At 67.9% G+C, this 16,635-nt stretch carries 19 protein-coding genes and 1 rRNA gene; 5 read left to right on the top strand and 15 right to left on the bottom strand.

The window, feature by feature from the left end; translation table 11 throughout:
* Positions 1-90: 90 nt before the first annotated feature.
* Both ACWGE0_RS10025 and ACWGE0_RS10020 read right to left on the bottom strand, forming a co-directional pair.
* Entirely contained in the window at positions 91-363 is a 273-nt protein-coding gene (locus tag ACWGE0_RS10025; protein WP_093598190.1) for a hypothetical protein, read from the bottom strand.
* 146 nt (positions 364-509) lie between these two features.
* A complete protein-coding gene (locus tag ACWGE0_RS10020; RefSeq protein WP_452260547.1) occupies positions 510-2,579 on the bottom strand; it encodes an ATP-dependent DNA helicase UvrD2 in 2,070 nt (689 codons plus the stop codon).
* A 61-nt stretch (positions 2,580-2,640) separates the two neighbouring features.
* On the opposite strand from ACWGE0_RS10020, the gene ACWGE0_RS10015 reads away from it, so the two are divergent.
* Positions 2,641-3,369: a DUF4191 domain-containing protein gene (locus tag ACWGE0_RS10015; protein ID WP_452260546.1), complete on the top strand. Its 729-nt coding sequence runs from the start codon at positions 2,641-2,643 to the stop codon at positions 3,367-3,369.
* A 101-nt stretch (positions 3,370-3,470) separates the two neighbouring features.
* On the opposite strand, the gene ACWGE0_RS10010 is transcribed toward ACWGE0_RS10015, so the two are convergent.
* Positions 3,471-3,944 (bottom strand): RDD family protein, encoded by a 474-nt coding sequence (locus tag ACWGE0_RS10010; RefSeq protein WP_452260545.1) that lies wholly within the window; start codon positions 3,942-3,944, stop codon positions 3,471-3,473.
* 169 nt (positions 3,945-4,113) lie between these two features.
* Between ACWGE0_RS10010 and glnA the strand changes: the two genes are divergently transcribed.
* Positions 4,114-5,538 (top strand): type I glutamate--ammonia ligase, encoded by a 1,425-nt coding sequence (glnA, locus tag ACWGE0_RS10005; RefSeq protein ID WP_452260544.1) that lies wholly within the window; start codon positions 4,114-4,116, stop codon positions 5,536-5,538.
* A gap of 51 nt (positions 5,539-5,589) precedes the next feature.
* Here glnA and ACWGE0_RS10000 read toward each other — a convergent pair whose 3' ends face one another.
* Positions 5,590-5,859 carry a hypothetical protein gene (locus ACWGE0_RS10000; protein WP_452260543.1) on the bottom strand — a complete coding sequence of 90 codons (270 nt, stop codon included), beginning with the start codon at positions 5,857-5,859 and terminating at the stop codon, positions 5,590-5,592.
* 74 nt (positions 5,860-5,933) lie between these two features.
* On the opposite strand from ACWGE0_RS10000, the gene ACWGE0_RS09995 reads away from it, so the two are divergent.
* Positions 5,934-6,461, top strand: a complete 528-nt coding sequence (locus tag ACWGE0_RS09995) for an NUDIX hydrolase (RefSeq protein ID WP_452260542.1) — start codon at positions 5,934-5,936, stop codon at positions 6,459-6,461.
* Here ACWGE0_RS09995 and ACWGE0_RS09990 read toward each other — a convergent pair.
* The 3 genes from ACWGE0_RS09990 to ACWGE0_RS09980 are packed head-to-tail and all read right to left on the bottom strand — an operon-like array spanning position 6,442 to position 7,669.
* Positions 6,442-6,942, bottom strand: a complete 501-nt coding sequence (locus ACWGE0_RS09990; protein ID WP_452260541.1) for an NADAR family protein — start codon at positions 6,940-6,942, stop codon at positions 6,442-6,444. The genes ACWGE0_RS09995 and ACWGE0_RS09990 overlap by 20 nt on opposite strands.
* Positions 6,943-6,960: 18 nt before the next feature.
* Positions 6,961-7,122: a hypothetical protein gene (locus tag ACWGE0_RS09985; protein WP_452260540.1), complete on the bottom strand. Its 162-nt coding sequence runs from the start codon at positions 7,120-7,122 to the stop codon at positions 6,961-6,963.
* A 55-nt stretch (positions 7,123-7,177) separates the two neighbouring features.
* Complete coding sequence (locus tag ACWGE0_RS09980; RefSeq protein ID WP_452260539.1) at positions 7,178-7,669, bottom strand: hypothetical protein; 492 nt, start codon at positions 7,667-7,669, stop codon at positions 7,178-7,180.
* A gap of 186 nt (positions 7,670-7,855) precedes the next feature.
* On the opposite strand from ACWGE0_RS09980, the gene ACWGE0_RS09975 reads away from it, so the two are divergent.
* Positions 7,856-8,089 (top strand): hypothetical protein, encoded by a 234-nt coding sequence (locus tag ACWGE0_RS09975; protein WP_452260538.1) that lies wholly within the window; start codon positions 7,856-7,858, stop codon positions 8,087-8,089.
* A gap of 64 nt (positions 8,090-8,153) precedes the next feature.
* Here the strand turns inward: ACWGE0_RS09975 and ACWGE0_RS09970 are convergent, their stop codons facing one another.
* The 6 genes from ACWGE0_RS09970 to ACWGE0_RS09945 form a co-directional block, all read right to left on the bottom strand.
* Entirely contained in the window at positions 8,154-9,086 is a 933-nt protein-coding gene (locus tag ACWGE0_RS09970) for an NADP-dependent oxidoreductase (protein ID WP_452260537.1), read from the bottom strand.
* The gene (locus ACWGE0_RS09965) at positions 9,083-11,983 is read right to left on the bottom strand and encodes a bifunctional [glutamine synthetase] adenylyltransferase/[glutamine synthetase]-adenylyl-L-tyrosine phosphorylase (RefSeq protein ID WP_452260536.1); all 2,901 of its coding nucleotides are present in this window, start codon (positions 11,981-11,983) and stop codon (positions 9,083-9,085) included. The genes ACWGE0_RS09970 and ACWGE0_RS09965 overlap by 4 nt, the downstream gene beginning before the upstream one ends.
* A gap of 29 nt (positions 11,984-12,012) precedes the next feature.
* On the bottom strand, positions 12,013-12,198 hold the full coding sequence (locus tag ACWGE0_RS09960) for a hypothetical protein (RefSeq protein ID WP_452260535.1): 186 nt from the start codon (positions 12,196-12,198) through the stop codon (positions 12,013-12,015).
* Entirely contained in the window at positions 12,195-13,328 is a 1,134-nt protein-coding gene (locus ACWGE0_RS09955) for an anion permease (protein WP_452260534.1), read from the bottom strand. Before ACWGE0_RS09955 ends, ACWGE0_RS09960 begins: the two co-directional genes overlap by 4 nt.
* Positions 13,329-13,414: 86 nt before the next feature.
* Positions 13,415-14,170, bottom strand: a complete 756-nt coding sequence (locus ACWGE0_RS09950; RefSeq protein WP_452260533.1) for a type 1 glutamine amidotransferase — start codon at positions 14,168-14,170, stop codon at positions 13,415-13,417.
* 25 nt (positions 14,171-14,195) lie between these two features.
* A complete protein-coding gene (locus tag ACWGE0_RS09945) occupies positions 14,196-14,672 on the bottom strand; it encodes a rhodanese-like domain-containing protein (RefSeq protein WP_452260532.1) in 477 nt (158 codons plus the stop codon).
* Between the two features lie 79 nt (positions 14,673-14,751).
* Here ACWGE0_RS09945 and ACWGE0_RS09940 point away from each other — a divergent pair, with 79 nt between their 5' ends.
* On the top strand, positions 14,752-15,201 hold the full coding sequence (locus ACWGE0_RS09940) for an Lrp/AsnC family transcriptional regulator (RefSeq protein ID WP_452260531.1): 450 nt from the start codon (positions 14,752-14,754) through the stop codon (positions 15,199-15,201).
* A 405-nt stretch (positions 15,202-15,606) separates the two neighbouring features.
* Here the strand turns inward: ACWGE0_RS09940 and ACWGE0_RS09935 are convergent, their stop codons facing one another.
* Together ACWGE0_RS09935 and rrf are read right to left on the bottom strand one after the other, a co-directional pair.
* Positions 15,607-16,434 (bottom strand): GNAT family N-acetyltransferase, encoded by an 828-nt coding sequence (locus ACWGE0_RS09935; RefSeq protein ID WP_452260530.1) that lies wholly within the window; start codon positions 16,432-16,434, stop codon positions 15,607-15,609.
* A gap of 103 nt (positions 16,435-16,537) precedes the next feature.
* Positions 16,538-16,635 (bottom strand): 5S ribosomal RNA (gene rrf / locus ACWGE0_RS09930); the annotation flags it as partial.

Genomic DNA, 16,635 nt, shown 5'->3' with positions numbered 1-16,635 from the left:
CTCCTTGTGTGGGGTACTGCAAAAACACGAAAGCCGCGGACTCTGTGCGAGTCCGCGGCTTTCGTGAGCCTGGTGGTCCTTCGACCCCCTCTATGGGGTCGGCAGGAGCCTTCTCACTTGATGCGCGGACAGCGCATTCGTGTAGTTGTCGACGTCATCGATGACCGGCAGCGCGATCGGCTGCTCGCTGCCCAGTTCGGCGACAGTCAGAGCGGTGCCGCGCAGAGCGGTGCCCCGCTCACGGCCCAGCAGTGCCACTGGCTTGTGGGCAGAGGTGTGCCACATGGCCTGAGCGGATGCGGACGTGCAGATGCCCTCGGTCAACGGGAGGCCGAGCGCGCGGGAGATGCTGAAGATCTTCACAACGGGCCACCTCCTCCGAACGAGAGAGCTCTGCATCGAGAGCTAGTAGTAGTTCTTCTTCCCCAGACGGGTCCTCCGGACCCGGCATGAGCAGGTTATGACCCCGTCCCGGGGGCTCGCAACCTATTTAACGAAACTTGTCCCGATCAGGTGGCGGAGTACCCGACACCGGCTCGGACCAGGCCCAACACATCGTCGCCGAACTTATCAAGCTTGGAGGCGCCGATGCCCGAGATCGCCACAAGTCCGGCCGAATCCGTGGGTCGCTGCTCCGCGATCGCCATCAACGTCGCGTCCGTGAAGACGACGTACGCGGGCACCTTGAGCTCCCGCGCCCGCCCCGCACGCCACCGGCGCAGCGACTCGAGCAGCTCTTCGTCCACATCGGACGGGCAGGACCTGCATCGACCGAGCTTGACGGCTTGCGCGTCGACCAGCGTCGACGTGCAGACCCGGCAAGACGGTTTCTCCTTCTTCATCAGAGGAGGCCGCTGCGCGCCGCCAGATACCCGTGCGGCCGGGTGGTTCTCGGGCACGAGGCTGTAGAGGAAGCGCGATCGGCGGCGGTATTTGCGTCCACCGGCCGCACGCGACAACGCCCACGACAGCCAGAGGTGCTCACGCGCGCGCGTCACGCCTACATATAGAAGGCGGCGTTCTTCTTCGACCTTCGCCTCATCGCCGTCGGCGTACTGGATCGGCATCGTGCCCTCGACCAGCCCGACGAGGAACACGGCGTCCCACTCCAGGCCCTTCGACGCGTGCAGCGACGCCAGTGTCACGCCTTCGACGGTCGGCGGGTGCTGCGCCTCGGCGCGCATGTCCAGCTCGACGCAGAAGCGCGGCAGGTCGGCCTCTGGCGTTGAGATGACGAACTCCTCGGCGAGCTCGACCAACGCGAGCAACGACTCCCACCGCTCACGTGCGGAGCCACCGGTCGGCGGTTCGTCGGTCAGGCCGACGCGGCCCAGCACCGAGCGCACCACCTCGGGCAGGCTGCCGGGGACCTCACCGGCCGAGCGCAACGCGATCATCGCCTGGCGCACTTCGGCACGTTCGAAGAACCGCTCGCCGCCGCGCACCAGGTAAGGAATGCCGAGCGACGCGAGCGCCTGCTCGTACACCTCTGACTGCGCGTTGACGCGGTAGAGGATGGCGATCTCGGAAGCCGCGACGCCCTCGTCGAGCAACGCCTTGATGCGCAGGGCGACCGCGTCCGCCTCAGCCGGTTCGTCGTCGAACTCGTGGAACCGCGGCGCGGGCCCTTCAGGCCGCTGCCCGATCAGCTGCAGCCGCGAACCGGCGGGACGACCGCGCGCCCACTTGATCACGTCGTTGGCCAGTGCCACGACCTGCGGCGTCGACCGGTAGTCGCGCTCCAGCCGCACGACGACCGCCTCGGGGAACCGCCGCGCGAAGTTGAGCAGCGGCTGCGGCGAAGCGCCGGCGAACGAGTAAATGGTCTGGTTCGCGTCGCCGACCACGGTCAGGTCGTCACGGCCGCCGAGCCACGAGTCGAGCACGCGCTGCTGCAGCGGCGTCACGTCCTGGTACTCGTCGACCACGAAGCAGCGGTAGCGGTCGCGGAACTCCTGCGCGACCTCGGCGCTGTCCTCCAGCGCACCGGCCGTGTAGAGCAGCAGGTCGTCGAAGTCGAGCAGCTGCGCCTCGTTCTTGAGCTGCTCGTAGGTCGTGTAGAGCTTCATGATCTGCTCGGCGGGCGCAGGGATGTCCCGTGCGGCGCGCGCGGCGGCGACCGGGTAGTCCTCCGGCGTCAGCAGCGACGCCTTCGCCCACTCGATCTCGCTCGTCAGGTCCCGCAGCGCGTCGGGCTCGGTCGGCAGCCCCAGCCGGGACGCGGCGCGGGCGACGACTCGGATCTTCTGGTCGACCAGCTCCCAGCGCGGACCGCCGATGACGCGCGGCCAGAAGTAGCGCAACTGACGTGAGGCGGCGGCGTGGAACGTCACGGCCTGTGCGCCGTGCACGTCGAGAGACCGCAAACGGGTGCGCATCTCCCCCGCGGCGCGCTTGGTGAACGTGACGGCGAGGACCTGCGACGGAGCGACGTGACCGCGTTGGCACAGGTAGGCGATGCGGTGGGTGATGGTGCGCGTTTTGCCGGTACCGGCCCCCGCGAGCACGCACACCGGGCCGCGCGGAGCCTCGACCGCTGCGCGCTGTTCCGGATCAAGACCCTCCAGCAACGCGTCCATGCCCGGCAGTCTCGCAGATGGCCGATGCAACTCCGAGACCAGCGCGCCGTATCCTGTGAGCATGGCTGGTAAGCAGGACAAGGCGGCTGCCAAGGAAGCGGCGAAGGTTCGCCGCGCGGCATCACGCGAGCGGCGCAAGCAGATCTTCGAGGCGTTCAAGATGCAACGCCGCGAGGACAAGGCGCTGATTCCGCTGATGCTGGGGGCCGTCCTCGGTGCCACGGCGATCGCCGTGGTCCTGGGCCTGGTCTTGAACGCGGTCTGGATGACCGTGCCGCTGGGCGTCGCGATCGGCGCGCTGCTGGCCGTGATCATCTTCGGCCGCCGCGTGCAGAGCAACGTCTTCCGCAAGGCCGACGGCCAGGCGGGCGCCGGCGCGTGGGCGCTGGAGAACCTGCGCGGCCGCTGGCGGGTCACCCCCGCCGTCGCGGGCACCACGCACTTCGACGCCGTGCACCGCGTCATCGGCCGGCCGGGCGTCGTCCTGGTCGCCGAGGGTGCGGCTCACCGGGTGAAGCCGCTCCTCGCCCAGGAGAAGAAGCGCATCTCGCGCGTCATCGGCGAGACGCCGATCTACGACTTCATCATCGGCTCCGAAGAGGGCCAGGTGCCGCTCAAGAAGCTGCAGTCGACGCTGATGAAGCTGCCGCGCAACATCACGGCCGCCCAGGTCGACACGCTCGAGACCCGCCTCGCCGCGCTGGCCAGCCGCGGTGCGGCGCTGCCCAAGGGCCCGATGCCGGCGGGCGCGAAGATGCGCAACGTCCAGCGCTCACTGCGCCGTCGCTGATTCAGCGCCGTCGCTGACCTCAGATCGCCGCTGATCCAGCTCCCACCAGCACAAAGGCCCGCCGCACAGCTCGTGTGGCGGGCCTTTCACGTCCTGGAGCGTTAGCGGACCTTGATGACGACCGTCCCCGCGGCCTTGTCGTGCAGGCACCGGCCGTCCGAGTCCCAGACCAGCGCCGGGATCAGCGGGAAGATCAGAATCGTGCGCAGCAGCGCGCGGGGCAGGTGCACGTAGGCCTTGCCGTCGATCCGCGCCACCCGCAGCCCGAACACCGCGTGCCCCGGCGTGAACCCGAAGTACGCGACCGCGATCACGGTGATGACGAACCAGGCCAGCAGGCTCCAGTTGCGCGGCAGGTCAGGCCGGGTGAACACCGCCGCGACGCCCGCCGACAGCAGGAAGTCGGTGAAGATGGCGGCCGTGCGCCGTCCGATCGAGGCGATGGAGCCCGGCCCCTTCTCGGGGAAGCCGTGGCGCTCACCACGCCAGCGCTGCTGGGTGCCGTCGTTCGACCCCTCGCCCGGCTCCAGCACGGAGTTGGGTCCCGACAGCCACGAACCGGTCCACTTGCTCACCCCACCAGAGTAAAGCCGTGCTCAACGGGTGAGGACCAGCAGGTCGCCTTGCCCCTTCGGACCGCCCCGTTAACACTGGCGAAACATCGGAGTGACGGACGGGCAACACCGCCGACATACGGTCACTCGCGATGACCAGCCGTTGTCCATAGTCAAGGAGTCGACGAGGGTGTTCAAGAATTCCGACGAGGTGCTGAAGTTCATCACCGACGAGGGCGTCAAGTTCGTCGACGTGCGGTTCAGCGACCTGCCCGGCGTGATGCAGCACTTCACGCTGCCGGCCCAGGCGTTCGACGCCGACGCGATCGAAGAGGGTTTGGCCTTCGACGGCTCCTCCGTGCGCGGTTTCCAGTCGATCCACGAGTCGGACATGCTGCTGCTGCCCGACCTGTACACCGCGCGCCTCGACCCGTTCCGGATCGAGAAGACGCTGATCGTCAACTTCTTCGTGCACGACCCGTTCACGCGTGAGGCGTACAGCCGCGACCCGCGCAACATCGCGCGCAAGGCCGAGCAGTACATCACCGACTCGGGCATCGCCGACACCGCCTACTTCGGTGCCGAGGCGGAGTTCTACATCTTCGACTCGATCCAGTTCGACACCACCGCGAACGGGTCCTTCCACAAGATCGACTCCGAATCCGGCTGGTGGAACACCGGCCGCGAGGAAGAGGGCGGCAACCTCGGCTACAAGGTGAAGTACAAGGGCGGCTACTTCCCCGTCACGCCGACGGACCACTACGCGGACCTCCGCGACCAGATGGTCCTCAACATGCAGGCCCAGGGCTTCACCGTCGAGCGCGCCCACCACGAGGTCGGCACCGCGGGCCAGGCGGAGATCAACTACAAGTTCAACACGCTGCTGCACGCCGCGGACGACTTGATGCTGTTCAAGTACATCATCAAGAACACGGCGTGGCAGGCCGGCAAGACCGTCACCTTCATGCCGAAGCCCCTCTTCGGCGACAACGGCTCGGGCATGCACACGCACCAGTCGCTGTGGAAGGACGGCGCGCCGCTGTTCCACGACGAGAGCGGCTACGCGGGCCTGTCCGACACCGCCCGCCACTACATCGGCGGCATCCTGCACCACGCGCCGTCGCTGCTGGCCTTCACCAACCCGACGGTGAACAGCTACCACCGCCTGGTCCCCGGCTACGAGGCCCCGGTCTCGCTGGTCTACTCCCAGCGCAACCGCTCGGCGTGCGTCCGCATCCCGATCACGGGCAACAACCCGAAGGCCAAGCGCATCGAGTTCCGCTGCCCCGACTCGTCCGGCAACCCGTACCTCGCCTTCTCGGCGATGGTCATGGCCGGCCTCGACGGCGTGAAGAACAAGATCGAGCCTCCGGCCCCGATCGACAAGGACCTCTACGAGCTCCCGCCCGAGGAGGCCCGCGACGTCAAGCAGGTCCCGGCCACGCTCGACGCGGTGCTGGACAACCTGGAGGCCGACCACGAGTTCCTGCTCGAGGGCGGCGTGTTCACCCCGGACGTGATCGACACCTGGATCTCGTTCAAGCGTGAGCAGGAGATCGACCCGCTGCGTCTGCGCCCGAACCCCTACGAGTTCGCGCTCTACTACGACGTGTGATCGACACTCTCCAGCTGCTGAGGGCCGGGCGACTGACAAGTCGCCCGGCCCTCAGTTCATTTGGACGCCGAGCAACGTCGCGCTGCAGGACACGCCTCGCCCACCCGTGACGACCCGGACGTTGGACACCACGACGTCGGCCTCAGTGCCGGTCGGCAGTCTCATCAGGGCGTCACCGTCGATGAGGGGTTCCGAGGACGTACCCGCGCCAGACCACTGCCACTGGCCGCCGTTCACCGTCTCGATCAGATCCGCACGGTCCAGCGCGACCGTTCTGCCATCCAGGTAGATGAGCCATGCTGGTCCTGAGTAGCTGAACATCTCGCCTCCCTGCTTCCCCTACGCCATGACACACGCGTGGCGCGGGCGCGAGGTTCACGTGGTACTGGTTGCACGTGACTGAGTGGACGGTGCACGGCACCCGCAGGATCTACGAGTCGGAGTGGATGAGCGTCGACCTCGACGACGTGGAGATCCCGCAGGGCGAGCGGTTCGAGCACCACGTGCTGCGGTTGCCGTACCCGTCGACCGGTGTGGTCGTCGTCGAGGATGAAAACGTTCTCCTCATGTGGCGTCACCGCTTCACCACGGGCGTCTGGGGCTGGGAGATCCCGGCCGGCCGGCTGGAAGAAGGCGAGACCGCCGAGACCGCGGCTGTTCGCGAGACCGAGGAAGAGACTGGTTACAGGGTGAGCGTCGAGCCGTTGATCACGATGAATCCGTTGAACGGCATCAGCTCGCACGTCACGCACGTCTTCGTGGGTACCGGCGCGGTCAAGACCGGTGAGCACGATCCGGCTGAGGCCGCGCGGGTCGAGTGGGTGCCGCTCAACGAGATTCCCGCGCTGATCCGAAAAGGACAGATCCCGTGCGGCATCACGTTGGCGGCGCTCACCACCTATCTCACGCTGCGGACAGCCTAGAGCGGACCTCCATCAGGGCCTCGCCGAGCAGGTTGAGGCCCAGCCACGCTGACGGGTCCGAGGCGCGTGGATCTGAGGCGACCAGGCCGATGCCCCACACGCGGTCCTCGGGGCTGGCTTCCACCAGCACCCGGGAACCCGTGTCCAGCAGGTAGGAACGCAGTGCGGGGTCCTGGCCGAACTTCGCCAGGTTCCCTTCGACCACGATCGGCAGGCGCTGGGACTCCCAGGCAGGCGAGGAAAAACCGGAGACCGTGCGGCCCAGCGCCTTGGCTTCGGCCGGCGTGCGGGCGGCCAGCACGCGCGAGGCCGAGGAGAGGTCGTTGAACAGCAACGCCTTGCGCCACATCATGTAGTGCTCGGCTGACGCGAACTGTTGTCCCTCAACGACAAAGGAGCACGGCCACCACTGCGACAGGCAGCCCTTGCCGATGCTGCCGTCGTGTTCGGGCTGGTGCCCCCAGAAGAACAGGAACTTCACACGACCACAGTAGGTCGTCTACGAGCGATCGTCCGACGGGTTTTCGTCAGGTTCCGGCATCTCCGGTTCGCGCCAGGTCTGGGACCTCGTCGGGCCGCCCGCGCGCAGCTCGTTCGCGAGTTCGCGCTTCAGCTCGTCGTCGCGGGCGGGTCCGTGCTGATCACTTCCGCGCTGTGCCACAGGTGCCTCCCAAGTGTTGAACTCACGGGAGGCGTACCCACTCTGCACGACCTAATCACTTCGGGATCGGGATGCCCGTCACGGTGATCGCGGCGCCGGTCGGGGCGAACTGGCCGGAGATCGACGAGAACGTCAGAGTGAGCGAGTTCACACCCGTGCCGAGCTTCTCGTCGAGCACGACGGTGCCCGAGGTCGTGGTGCCCTGGGTCACGAGGCTGTCCCACTTGCTGCTGGACGCCGTGTAAGTGCGCTTCAGATCGTCCAGGACCGCGATGCCGTCCACGGGGAGGGTCATTCTGGCCTGGGAGGCGTTTGTGGCCGTCACGAAGAGCTTCACACGGCCGTTCGCGGCTTCTACGCGCGTGACTTCTATCGTCAGCATGCCGCGTTGTTGCTTGAAGGAACCCGTCTGCACCTTCACGTCCGCGGAAGGCTCCGTGGTTTCCAGTGCCCCATCAGGGGTTTCGACGCCGTTCGACGTAGTCGTCGTCGCTGTGGCGTTGGGCTGGGCGGTGGAGTTGCTACCGCTCAGTGCAAACTGAATCACACCGAGTAGTGCGAGCACCCCAGCAGCCACGCCCGCGATGGTGATCGCAGTCTTTGCTCCGCGCGTGACCCGACGATGCTGCATGTCTTCCTCTGTTCGACCCCCGTGCTTTGCCCACAGCTCCCCCGCTGGGCGCGCCTAGTCTCATCTCGATTGAGTGAAACGTCAATGCGCTAGGGTCCGCGCGTGTCTCAAGAAGTCGCCGAATTCACGGCTCCGCAGCTGCTCACCACCCACATCGTCGAGTCGGTAGTCGATGCGCTCGAAGCGGTTCAGGCCGCTGACGTGCTCGACCTCGGCGTCCGCGTCTACAACCGTCTCGTTCCCGACGCCGACGACGCAGAGTCGTTGGAGGAGGAGTGGGTGATCGAGGTTTACACCAGCGCGCCTGCTGTCGACCCTGATCAGGACGAGGACTGAGCAGTCCAGAAATGGGGGCACCCCACCAGGAGTGCCCCCAAACCTGAAAACAAACCTGAAGCTTTCAGGCCGTTAGTACGACTTTCCCGCGCACGTGCCCGCCTTCGAGCAACTTGTGCGCCTTCACGGCCTCGGTCAACGGAAACGTCTGCTGCACCTCGACGCGCAGCGAACCCGCCGCGACCAGATCCACCAGCCACTGCGTCTGTTCCGCGTTCGGGCGCGCCCAGGTGTTGATCACGCCGTGCTCCATCGCCCGCGGCCCGTCCACAATGGACGTCATCCGCGCCCGGTCGCGCACCAGCTGCAACGACTGGTCGAACGCGAGCCCGCCGACGTTGTCGACCACCACGTCGACCAGGCCGTCACCGCCGATCAGCTCCGCCACCGCGTCGACCAGCGCGTCACCGTAGGCGACCGGTTCGGCTCCGAGCGACCGCACGAACTCGTGGTTGCGCGGCGAGGCCGTGCCGAGGACCCGCGCGGCACCGAGCTCACGCGCGATCTGCACCTGAAGATGCCCGACACCGCCCGCGGCCGCGTGCACCAGCACGACGTCGCCAGACCCGGTGCCGACGGCTTTCAGGGCCTGCAACGCCGTCAGCCCTGCCAGCGGCAGTGCGGCGGCCGTCACGAAGTCCACGTTGGATGGTTTGCGCGCGATCATCCGGTCCGGTAGCGCGACCAGCTCGGCATAGGTGCCGAACTGGACGTGGTCCTTGCGCGCGTAGGCGAGCACCTCGTCGCCCGGCTTCCAGTCCTGCACGCCGATGCCGACCGCCCGCACGACGCCGGACACGTCCCAGCCCGGGATCAACGGCAGGTGGTGCGGCAGCAGGCCCTGCAGGTAACCGGCTCTGATCTTGAAGTCCACCGGGTTCACCCCGGCCGCCTTGACCTCCACCAGGACCTGGTCAGGCCCGAGCAGCGGATCGGGCAGCTCCTGCCACGACATGACGTCGGCGTCGCCGAACTGGGTAAACGCGATCGCTTTCACAGTCCCTCACCGTAGAAGACTCGCTCCGCGACCGCACGTGCACGGCGAGTAGTCCGGCGATATTCCTCCAGGAACACCCCCGGATCGCCGTTGGGCTGGTACCCCATCACGGACGCGACGGCGACGAGGTCGCGGCCGGACGTCGGCAGCTGATCGGACGCCTTGCCGCGCACCAACGTCACGGCGTTGCGCGCGTGCGTGGCGAGATTCCACGCGGCCGTCAGCGCGGCGGCGTCGTCCTCGGCCAGCAGGCCCGCTTCGACAGCGGCCGCCATCGCGGCCATTGTGGACGGTGTGCGCAGGCTGGGAACAGCGCCGGAGTGCTGGAGCTGCAACAACTGCACGGTCCACTCGACGTCCGCGAGCCCGCCCCGCCCGAGCTTGGTGTGCGTGCTCGGGTCGGCACCGCGCGGCAGCCGTTCCGTTTCGACCCGCGCCTTGATCCGCCGGACCTCCCGCACCGACGCCGCGTCCAAGCCTTCCGCCGGATACCGCAGCGGCTCGATCAACGCCTCGAAGTCGGCGCCGAGCGTCGCGTCGCCCGCGATGAACCGGGCCCGCAGCAGCGCCTGCTTCTCCCAGATCTCCGCCCACTGCCGGTAGTACGCGCGGTACGAGTCGAGCGTCCGCACCAACGGCCCCTGCCGTCCCTCCGGCCGCAGGTCCGCGTCGACCTGCAGCGGCGGGTCCTGCGACGGCGCGCCGAGCAGCCGCCGGATGTTCTCCACGACACCGCTCGCCCACTTCGCCGCCTCGGAGTCGGACACGCCCTCAAGTGGCCGGCACACGAACAGCACGTCCGCGTCCGAGCTGTACCCGAGTTCATGCCCGCCGAGCCGCCCCATGCCGATCACGGCCAGCACCGCAACGGGTTCGCCGGCCGCGCGCACCGCCGCGTCCAGCGCGCTCTGCAGCACCGCTCCCCACACCTCGGACAGCGAGATGCACACCGTCTCGATCGGCATGAACCCCAGCAGGTCCGCGGCGGCGATCCGCAACATCTCGTGGCGCCGCATCGACCGCGCGGCCGCGACCGCGCGCGCCAGGTCGTCGTACCGGGAAACCGCACTGCGCAACGGGTTTCCGATGGAGTGCGGGTCGCGGCCGACCAACGCGTCGGTGTCCGCGAGCAGCCGCAACACCTCGGGCGCCCGCACGAGCAGATCGGGAACGAACTTGGAGGTGCCGAGCAGCACCGCGAGCCGTTCGACGACAGCGCCCTCGTCCCGCAAAAGCCGCAGGTACCAAGGGGTTTCCGCGAGTGCCTCGGACACCTTGCGGTACGCCAGGAGCCCGCCGTCCGGGTCAGGCGTGCCGGCGAACAGGTCCAGCAGCACCGGCAGCAACGCACCCTGGATGCGAGCACGCCGGGACATGCCGTGCGTCAACGCCTGGATGTGCCGCAACGCGCCGTCGGGCGAGGTGTAACCCAACGCCGCGAGCCGGGCCACGGCCTCCTTGGTGGTGAGCCGCAACGCCTCGGTCGGCACGCCCGCCACGGACTGCAGCAGCGGCCGGTAGAACAGCTTCTCGTGCAGCCGCCGGACCTGGTTGGCGTGCTTGCGGAACTCCGCGAGCAGCACCTGCCCCTCCGACTTCTGCCCGTCCGCCGCCACCCCGACAGAGCGCGCCAGCCAGCGCAACGCCACGGCGTCGTCGTCTGCGGGGAAGAGGTGCGTGCGCAGTAAACGCTGCAGCTGCAGCCTGTGCTCCAACGTGCGCAGGAACCGGTACGAGCGCCCGAAGTCCGCCGCGTCCTCACGCCCGACATATCCACCCGTGCCCAGCACGGCCAACGCGGCGGTCGTCGCCTGAATGCGCAGGTCCTCGTCGGAACGGCCGTGCACGAGCTGCAGCAGCTGCACCGCGAACTCGACGTCACGCAGACCACCGCGGCCGAGCTTCAACTCACGGTCGGCGAGGCCGGAAGGCACATGGTCCTCAACGCGCCGACGCATCGCCTGCACGTCCTCGACGAAATTCTCGCGCTCGGCCGCCGTCCACACGTACGGCCGCACGACCTCGAGGTACGCCTGCCCCAGCTCGGCATCACCCGCGACCGGCCGCGCCTTCAGCAACGCCTGGAACTCCCAGGTCCGCGCCCACTTCTTGTAGTAGGACGCGTGCCCGTCCAAAGTGCGAACCAGCGCCCCGGCCTTGCCCTCCGGCCGCAGCGCCGCGTCCACCTCGAAGCACGACTGGCCCGCGATCTGCATCATCGTGCTGGCCAGCCGGGTCGCCACGCTCAGATCGCCCTCGGCGACGAACACGACGTCGACGTCGCTCACGTAGTTCAGCTCGTTCGCGCCGCACTTGCCCATGGCGATCACCGCGAGCTGGCAGCGGTCCGCGCCTTTGACGCGTTCCGACGCGAGCTTCAGCGACGCCCGTAGCGCCGACACGGCGAGATCGGACAGCTGTGCGGCCACGGTGTCGTACGGGACGAACGGCAGTGAGGACTCGACGACATGCGCCAGGTCATTGGCCGCAACGAGCAGCAGCTTCGCCCGGTACTCCGTGCGCAGCACACCATCGTCCGGCAGCTCCAGCGACACGTCGACCTCGCCGGTGAGCGATCGCCACCGGTCGGGGTTCACGACGAGGAAGTCGGACAACGCGGTCGACGACCCGAGCACGGCGAGCAGCCGGCCGCGCACGACGACGTCCTCGCGCAACGCGGCCGACAGCGCGTCCCAGTCGGCGGCCGGCTGCAGGCGTTCAAGCCCGCGCAGCGCGAGGTCGGGATCGGGGCAGCGGGAGAGCGCGGAGAGGATCGGCTCGGCGCCGTCGGCCGGGCGGCGGTCAGCCCACAGGCCGAGGCCGCGCAGCACTGACTCGCTGCGCGGCTCGGTGAGCCCGAATCTTGCCGGTGACGAATGACGGACTGGTTCGCTCATCAAGAGCCAACCCTAATGCCCTCACACGGCTAGAAGACGATCAGAGAGAGTCCATAAAGCACGACGGCGACGCACCCGGCGAAGCTCGCCACGGCGGGAACCTTCTTGTCGTTCGACAACGCCCGGATGCCCAGCACGAACAGGGTGACCAGGACCAGCGTCACCAGCAGCGTGGCACTGAAGACCTGGAGCAGCGCTTCCCACTTGATCGTCATGCCGCCACCTTGTGCAGCTCGGCCTGCGCGGCCACCTCGTCGACGATGTGTTCGGGCCGCACCGGCTCGCGCCGCGACAGGATCCAGATGACGCCGGCGACGATCGCACCGATCACGGCGACGCCGATGACCCCGGTGGTGCCGCTGGACGCCCACTTGCCCGCGATCGCACCGACGAAGCCGGCGGCGGGCAGGGTGAGCAGCCACCCGGCGGCCATCTTGCCCATGGTGCCCCACTTGACGCCGTGACGATCACGGCCGAGACCGGAGCCCATGATGCCGCCGGACGCGACGTGCGTGGTCGACAGCGCGAAGCCGAGGTGCGACGACGCGAGGATCGCCGTGGCGGTCGAGGTCTGCGCCGCGAAGCCCTGGGCGGGCTCGATGGTCGTCAGGCCGCGGCCGAGGGTGTGCGTGATGCGCCAGCCGCCGAGGTAGGTGCCGAGCGCGATCGCGAGACCGGCGCTGACGATCACCCAGGTGGGCGGCGCCGAGCCGGGCGCGAGCGAGCCGGACGTGATCAGCGCGAGCGTGATGATGCCCATGGTCTTCTGCGCGTCGTTCGTGCCGTGCGCGAGCGAGACCAGCGAGGCGGACGCGACCTGGCCGATCTTGAACCCGGTGTGCGAGACGCGCGGGTCCGCGGCCTTCTTGAGGCGGTAGACGATGATCGTCGCGATCGCCGCGACCAGGCCGGCCACCAGCGGCGCGACGACCGCGGGCACCAGCACCTTGTCGACGACCTTGGCGAAGTGGATGGCGTCCACTCCGGACGCGACCCAGGCGGCACCGATCAGGCCGCCGAACAGCGCGTGCGACGAGCTCGAGGGCAGTCCGGCGTACCACGTGACGAGGTTCCACATGATCGCGCCGACCAGCCCGCCGAAGATGATCGCGGGAGTGATCTTGGCGTCGTCCACGATCCCGCCGGAGATGGTTTTGGCCACCTCGACGGACAGGAATGCGCCGACGAGGTTGAGGACCGCCGACAACGCGACCGCCGTGCGGGGCTTCAGGGCACCGGTGGCGATGGAGGTGGCCATGGCGTTGGCCGTGTCGTGGAACCCGTTGGTGAAATCGAAGATGAGAGCAGTGACAACGACGATGATCACTACAAGTGCGGGATCCACACTGATCCTCCGGCTGGATCGAACAAGGTGTCCGAGAGATGACGGTACCGGGAACTCAGGGTGCCCTATAACCTACGAAAGTAACGTCACACCAACGGAAGTTGTGTGCCCAAACACCCCGCGGGCGACAGTTCTCCCCGTACCAGCTTCGCGAATCTGGCCACGAACGGCTGCCACACCTCTTCGAAGTCGCGATGAGCCTCCGCGAGGAAGTCCTGGTCGAAGTGGGTGGGCCGCGCGCAGGCCGCCGATTCAGGATCTTTCGCGGCCCAGTTCAAGACGATTTCCGGGGTCGTCTCGATGTGGAACTGCAGACCGTAAGCACTCGTTCCGACCCGAAACGCCTGATTCGGGTATTTCGGCGAGGCCGCGAGGTGTTCCGCGCTCGGCGGCAGCACGTGCACCTCGTCACTGTGGAACTGCAGCACGTCGGGCGTGAACGGCAGATCCGCGAACAACGGGTCCATCCCGGCAGCGTCGCGCTTCGCCACCAGCAGCACACCGACCTCGGGCCCCTGGGGCCCGCGGCGCACCTGTCCGCCGGTCGCGGCCGCGAGCAGCTGCGCACCGAGGCAGATCGCCAGGGTCGGGAGGCTCTGCGACACCGCGTTCGAGAGCAGGCGCCGGGCATCGGCGAGCCACGGGTGCTCCAGGTCGTCGAGCGCCCCCATCTCGCCGCCAAGGCAGATCACACCCTGGTAGCCGTCGAGGCTCGCGGGCGCGGGCTCGTCCTTCAACGGCACGAGGTGCAGCTCGACACCCTCGGCCTCCAACCACTCGCCCAGCTTGGCCAGCGGGTCGGACTGCGAAGGCTGAAGGACGAGCAAACGCGGTGCGGTCACGCACACGAGCCTATGTCGGCCTCACTCAGCAATGACACGCGACCTTGGATACACCTGCGCCAACGAGCTCATCCGACTCGACCGGATAGCCCGCCTCCCGCCACGCCGTGATGCCGCCGGACAGGCGCTTCACCCGGAAGCCCCTCTGTGCCAGTGCGAGAGCGCCCTTGGTGGCGGCGTTGCACTGGAAGCTCTCGCAGTAGCAGATGTAGACCAGGCCGGGATCGAGATCGAGCTGGTCGGACAGGTCGCGGTCGGACAGGTCGCGGTCAGGCAGGTCGCGGTCGAGCAGGTCGCGGTAGGGCAGGTTGATCGCGCCGGGAATGCGGGCCTGGGCGAACGCCTCCGGTGCGCGCGTCTCCACGAGGACGTAACCCGTGGTGTCGCCGGCCTCCATGTCGCGGTGGACGTCGTCGGGATCGGCCTCGAACGCGAGCTCGGCGGCGAAGAACTCGGCGGCGGCGTGCGGGGCGGCGGCGGGGAAGCGCAGTGCGTTCGTCATGCCTTGATCCTGCTGGGACCTCTCCGGTTTCGACATGCGGAAGTCCAGGCGTTCGGGATGTTCTCCTTATGATTTCCAGGTGGAACTCGACGCCGTGGACTGGAAGATCCTCACCCTGCTGCAGCAGGACGGGCGGATGTCGTTCACCGCGCTGGGCCGCGAGGTGTCGCTGTCCGCGCCGGCGGTGACCGAACGGGTGCGACGCCTGGAGTCGATGGGCGTGCTCACCGGCTTCGTCGCGGTGGTCTCCCCCGCCCGGCTGGGCCTGCCGATCGAGTCGATCGTGCGCGTGCGGGTGCGATCGCTGGACACGCCGCGATTCCGGTCGCACGTCCTGGTGCTGCCGCAGATCCTGGACGCGGACCACGTGACCGGCGACGACTGCTGGCTGCTGCGCGTGGTCTGCCGGTCGATGATCGAACTCGAGGAACTCGTCGAGGTCATGCAACGATACGGCGACACCACGACCTCGCTCGTGTTCTCCTCACACGTCCGCAACCGCCCGCTGTCGCCCGAGCTGTTCGACTGACCTCACGTGTCACGTCATCAGATCGGGTGATGGTTGTCCGGATTCTGGCCCTGGTTCGTCTCGTTCAGTAGGGCTGGCGCTGGCCGGCACGTTGTCCACAACCTGATCGGGTGGCGAGTGTCCTGAAACGACGTTTTGTTTCTCCCGCATATACGGAAGCGCGGGGGATGCGACCGGGACGGCGGTGATCGGGTGGGGTGTGGACGGCCCCTCCATTTAGGTCACTGGGCCAGAATGGTTCCGTTGTCGTGCCACGAGATCAGCGTGATGGCCTGGCGTTCGCCGCGCGGGGACGCGTGCGCCGCGCAGGCCGCGGTCGCCGCGGTTAGTTGCGCACTGTGGTTGGCCGGATCGGTTGCGGGAAGGCGCTGGCTGTGGCCTGGAAGTCCTGGATGTTGTTGTGGTTCAGCGCTTCCACCAGAACTCCGCCCAGTCGTCGAGCGGTTGGTAGCCGATGCGTTGGTAGATGGAGTTCGAGGTCGGGTTGGTCAGGTCCGCGAAGAGCAGGACGTCGGTGGCGCCCTGGTCCAGTGCCCACTGGCTGACCATCGCGCTGATGGCGGCGCCGTAGCCGTGCTTGCGGTGTTCGGGCGGGGTGTAGACCGGGCCGATTCGGGTCATGCCGGCCTGCGGGAGGCTTGCCACGGCCCAGGCGACGGGGGTGTTGTTGACCTCCCAGAGTGCGTGGCCGTTGCCTAGGCGCAGGGAGCTGCGCATGGCGTCGGGCGCTCCCTCGTTTGGGGCTTCGGGCACGGCTTCCTGTAGGAACTCCTTGCGCCAGGTGCCTAGGAGATCCGCGTCGTCTTCGGTGGCCATGCGGCCGGAACCATTTACGGTTGGCGGGGCCAGGGTGCCTAGGCGGTACAGCCTGGTGGCCAGGGATTCGGTGAAGGTCTGGCCTGTCGCTGTGGCGAAGGCCTCAGACCTTTCCCGCGGGCCGGTCACGCCTGGGGAGTCCGGGTCGACCTTGTTGATCGTGCGCACTGCCAGGTCCACCGCGTCGAGGGGGAGATCGGCCGCTTGGAAGGGCCAGGGCGGGGTGCGGATCAGCGAGCCGATCACTTCGCCGTTCTGGTGGAAGGTGATCAGGGTTGGCGGGTGGTCGGTGGCCGGCAGGCGGCGTATGCGGTCGAGTGACGTCAGTGCGATGGTGTTCCGCACCGGATCGGCCGCGAGCCGATCGTGGGTGGTGGCGTCGAACGACTCCAAGCTGGTGTGCACGACCGCGTCCATGGGTCCTATCAGATCAGGGCTGGCAAGCGGAAAATCTGGGCATGCAAAAGACCCCTGAGGGGAGCACCGAAGTGCTCGACCCTCAGGGGTCTTCTGAAAGATTGTCCGGCGGCGACCTACTCTCCCACACCGTAACCAGTGCAGTACCATCGGCGCAGAAGGGCTTAACTACCGGGTTCGGAATGGGACCGGGTGTTTCCC

The sequence above is a fragment of the Lentzea sp. NPDC054927 genome, assembly GCF_053610285.1.
Note: the sequence above shows the minus strand (reverse complement) of the source record. Positions and strands in the feature narration are given on the sequence as shown.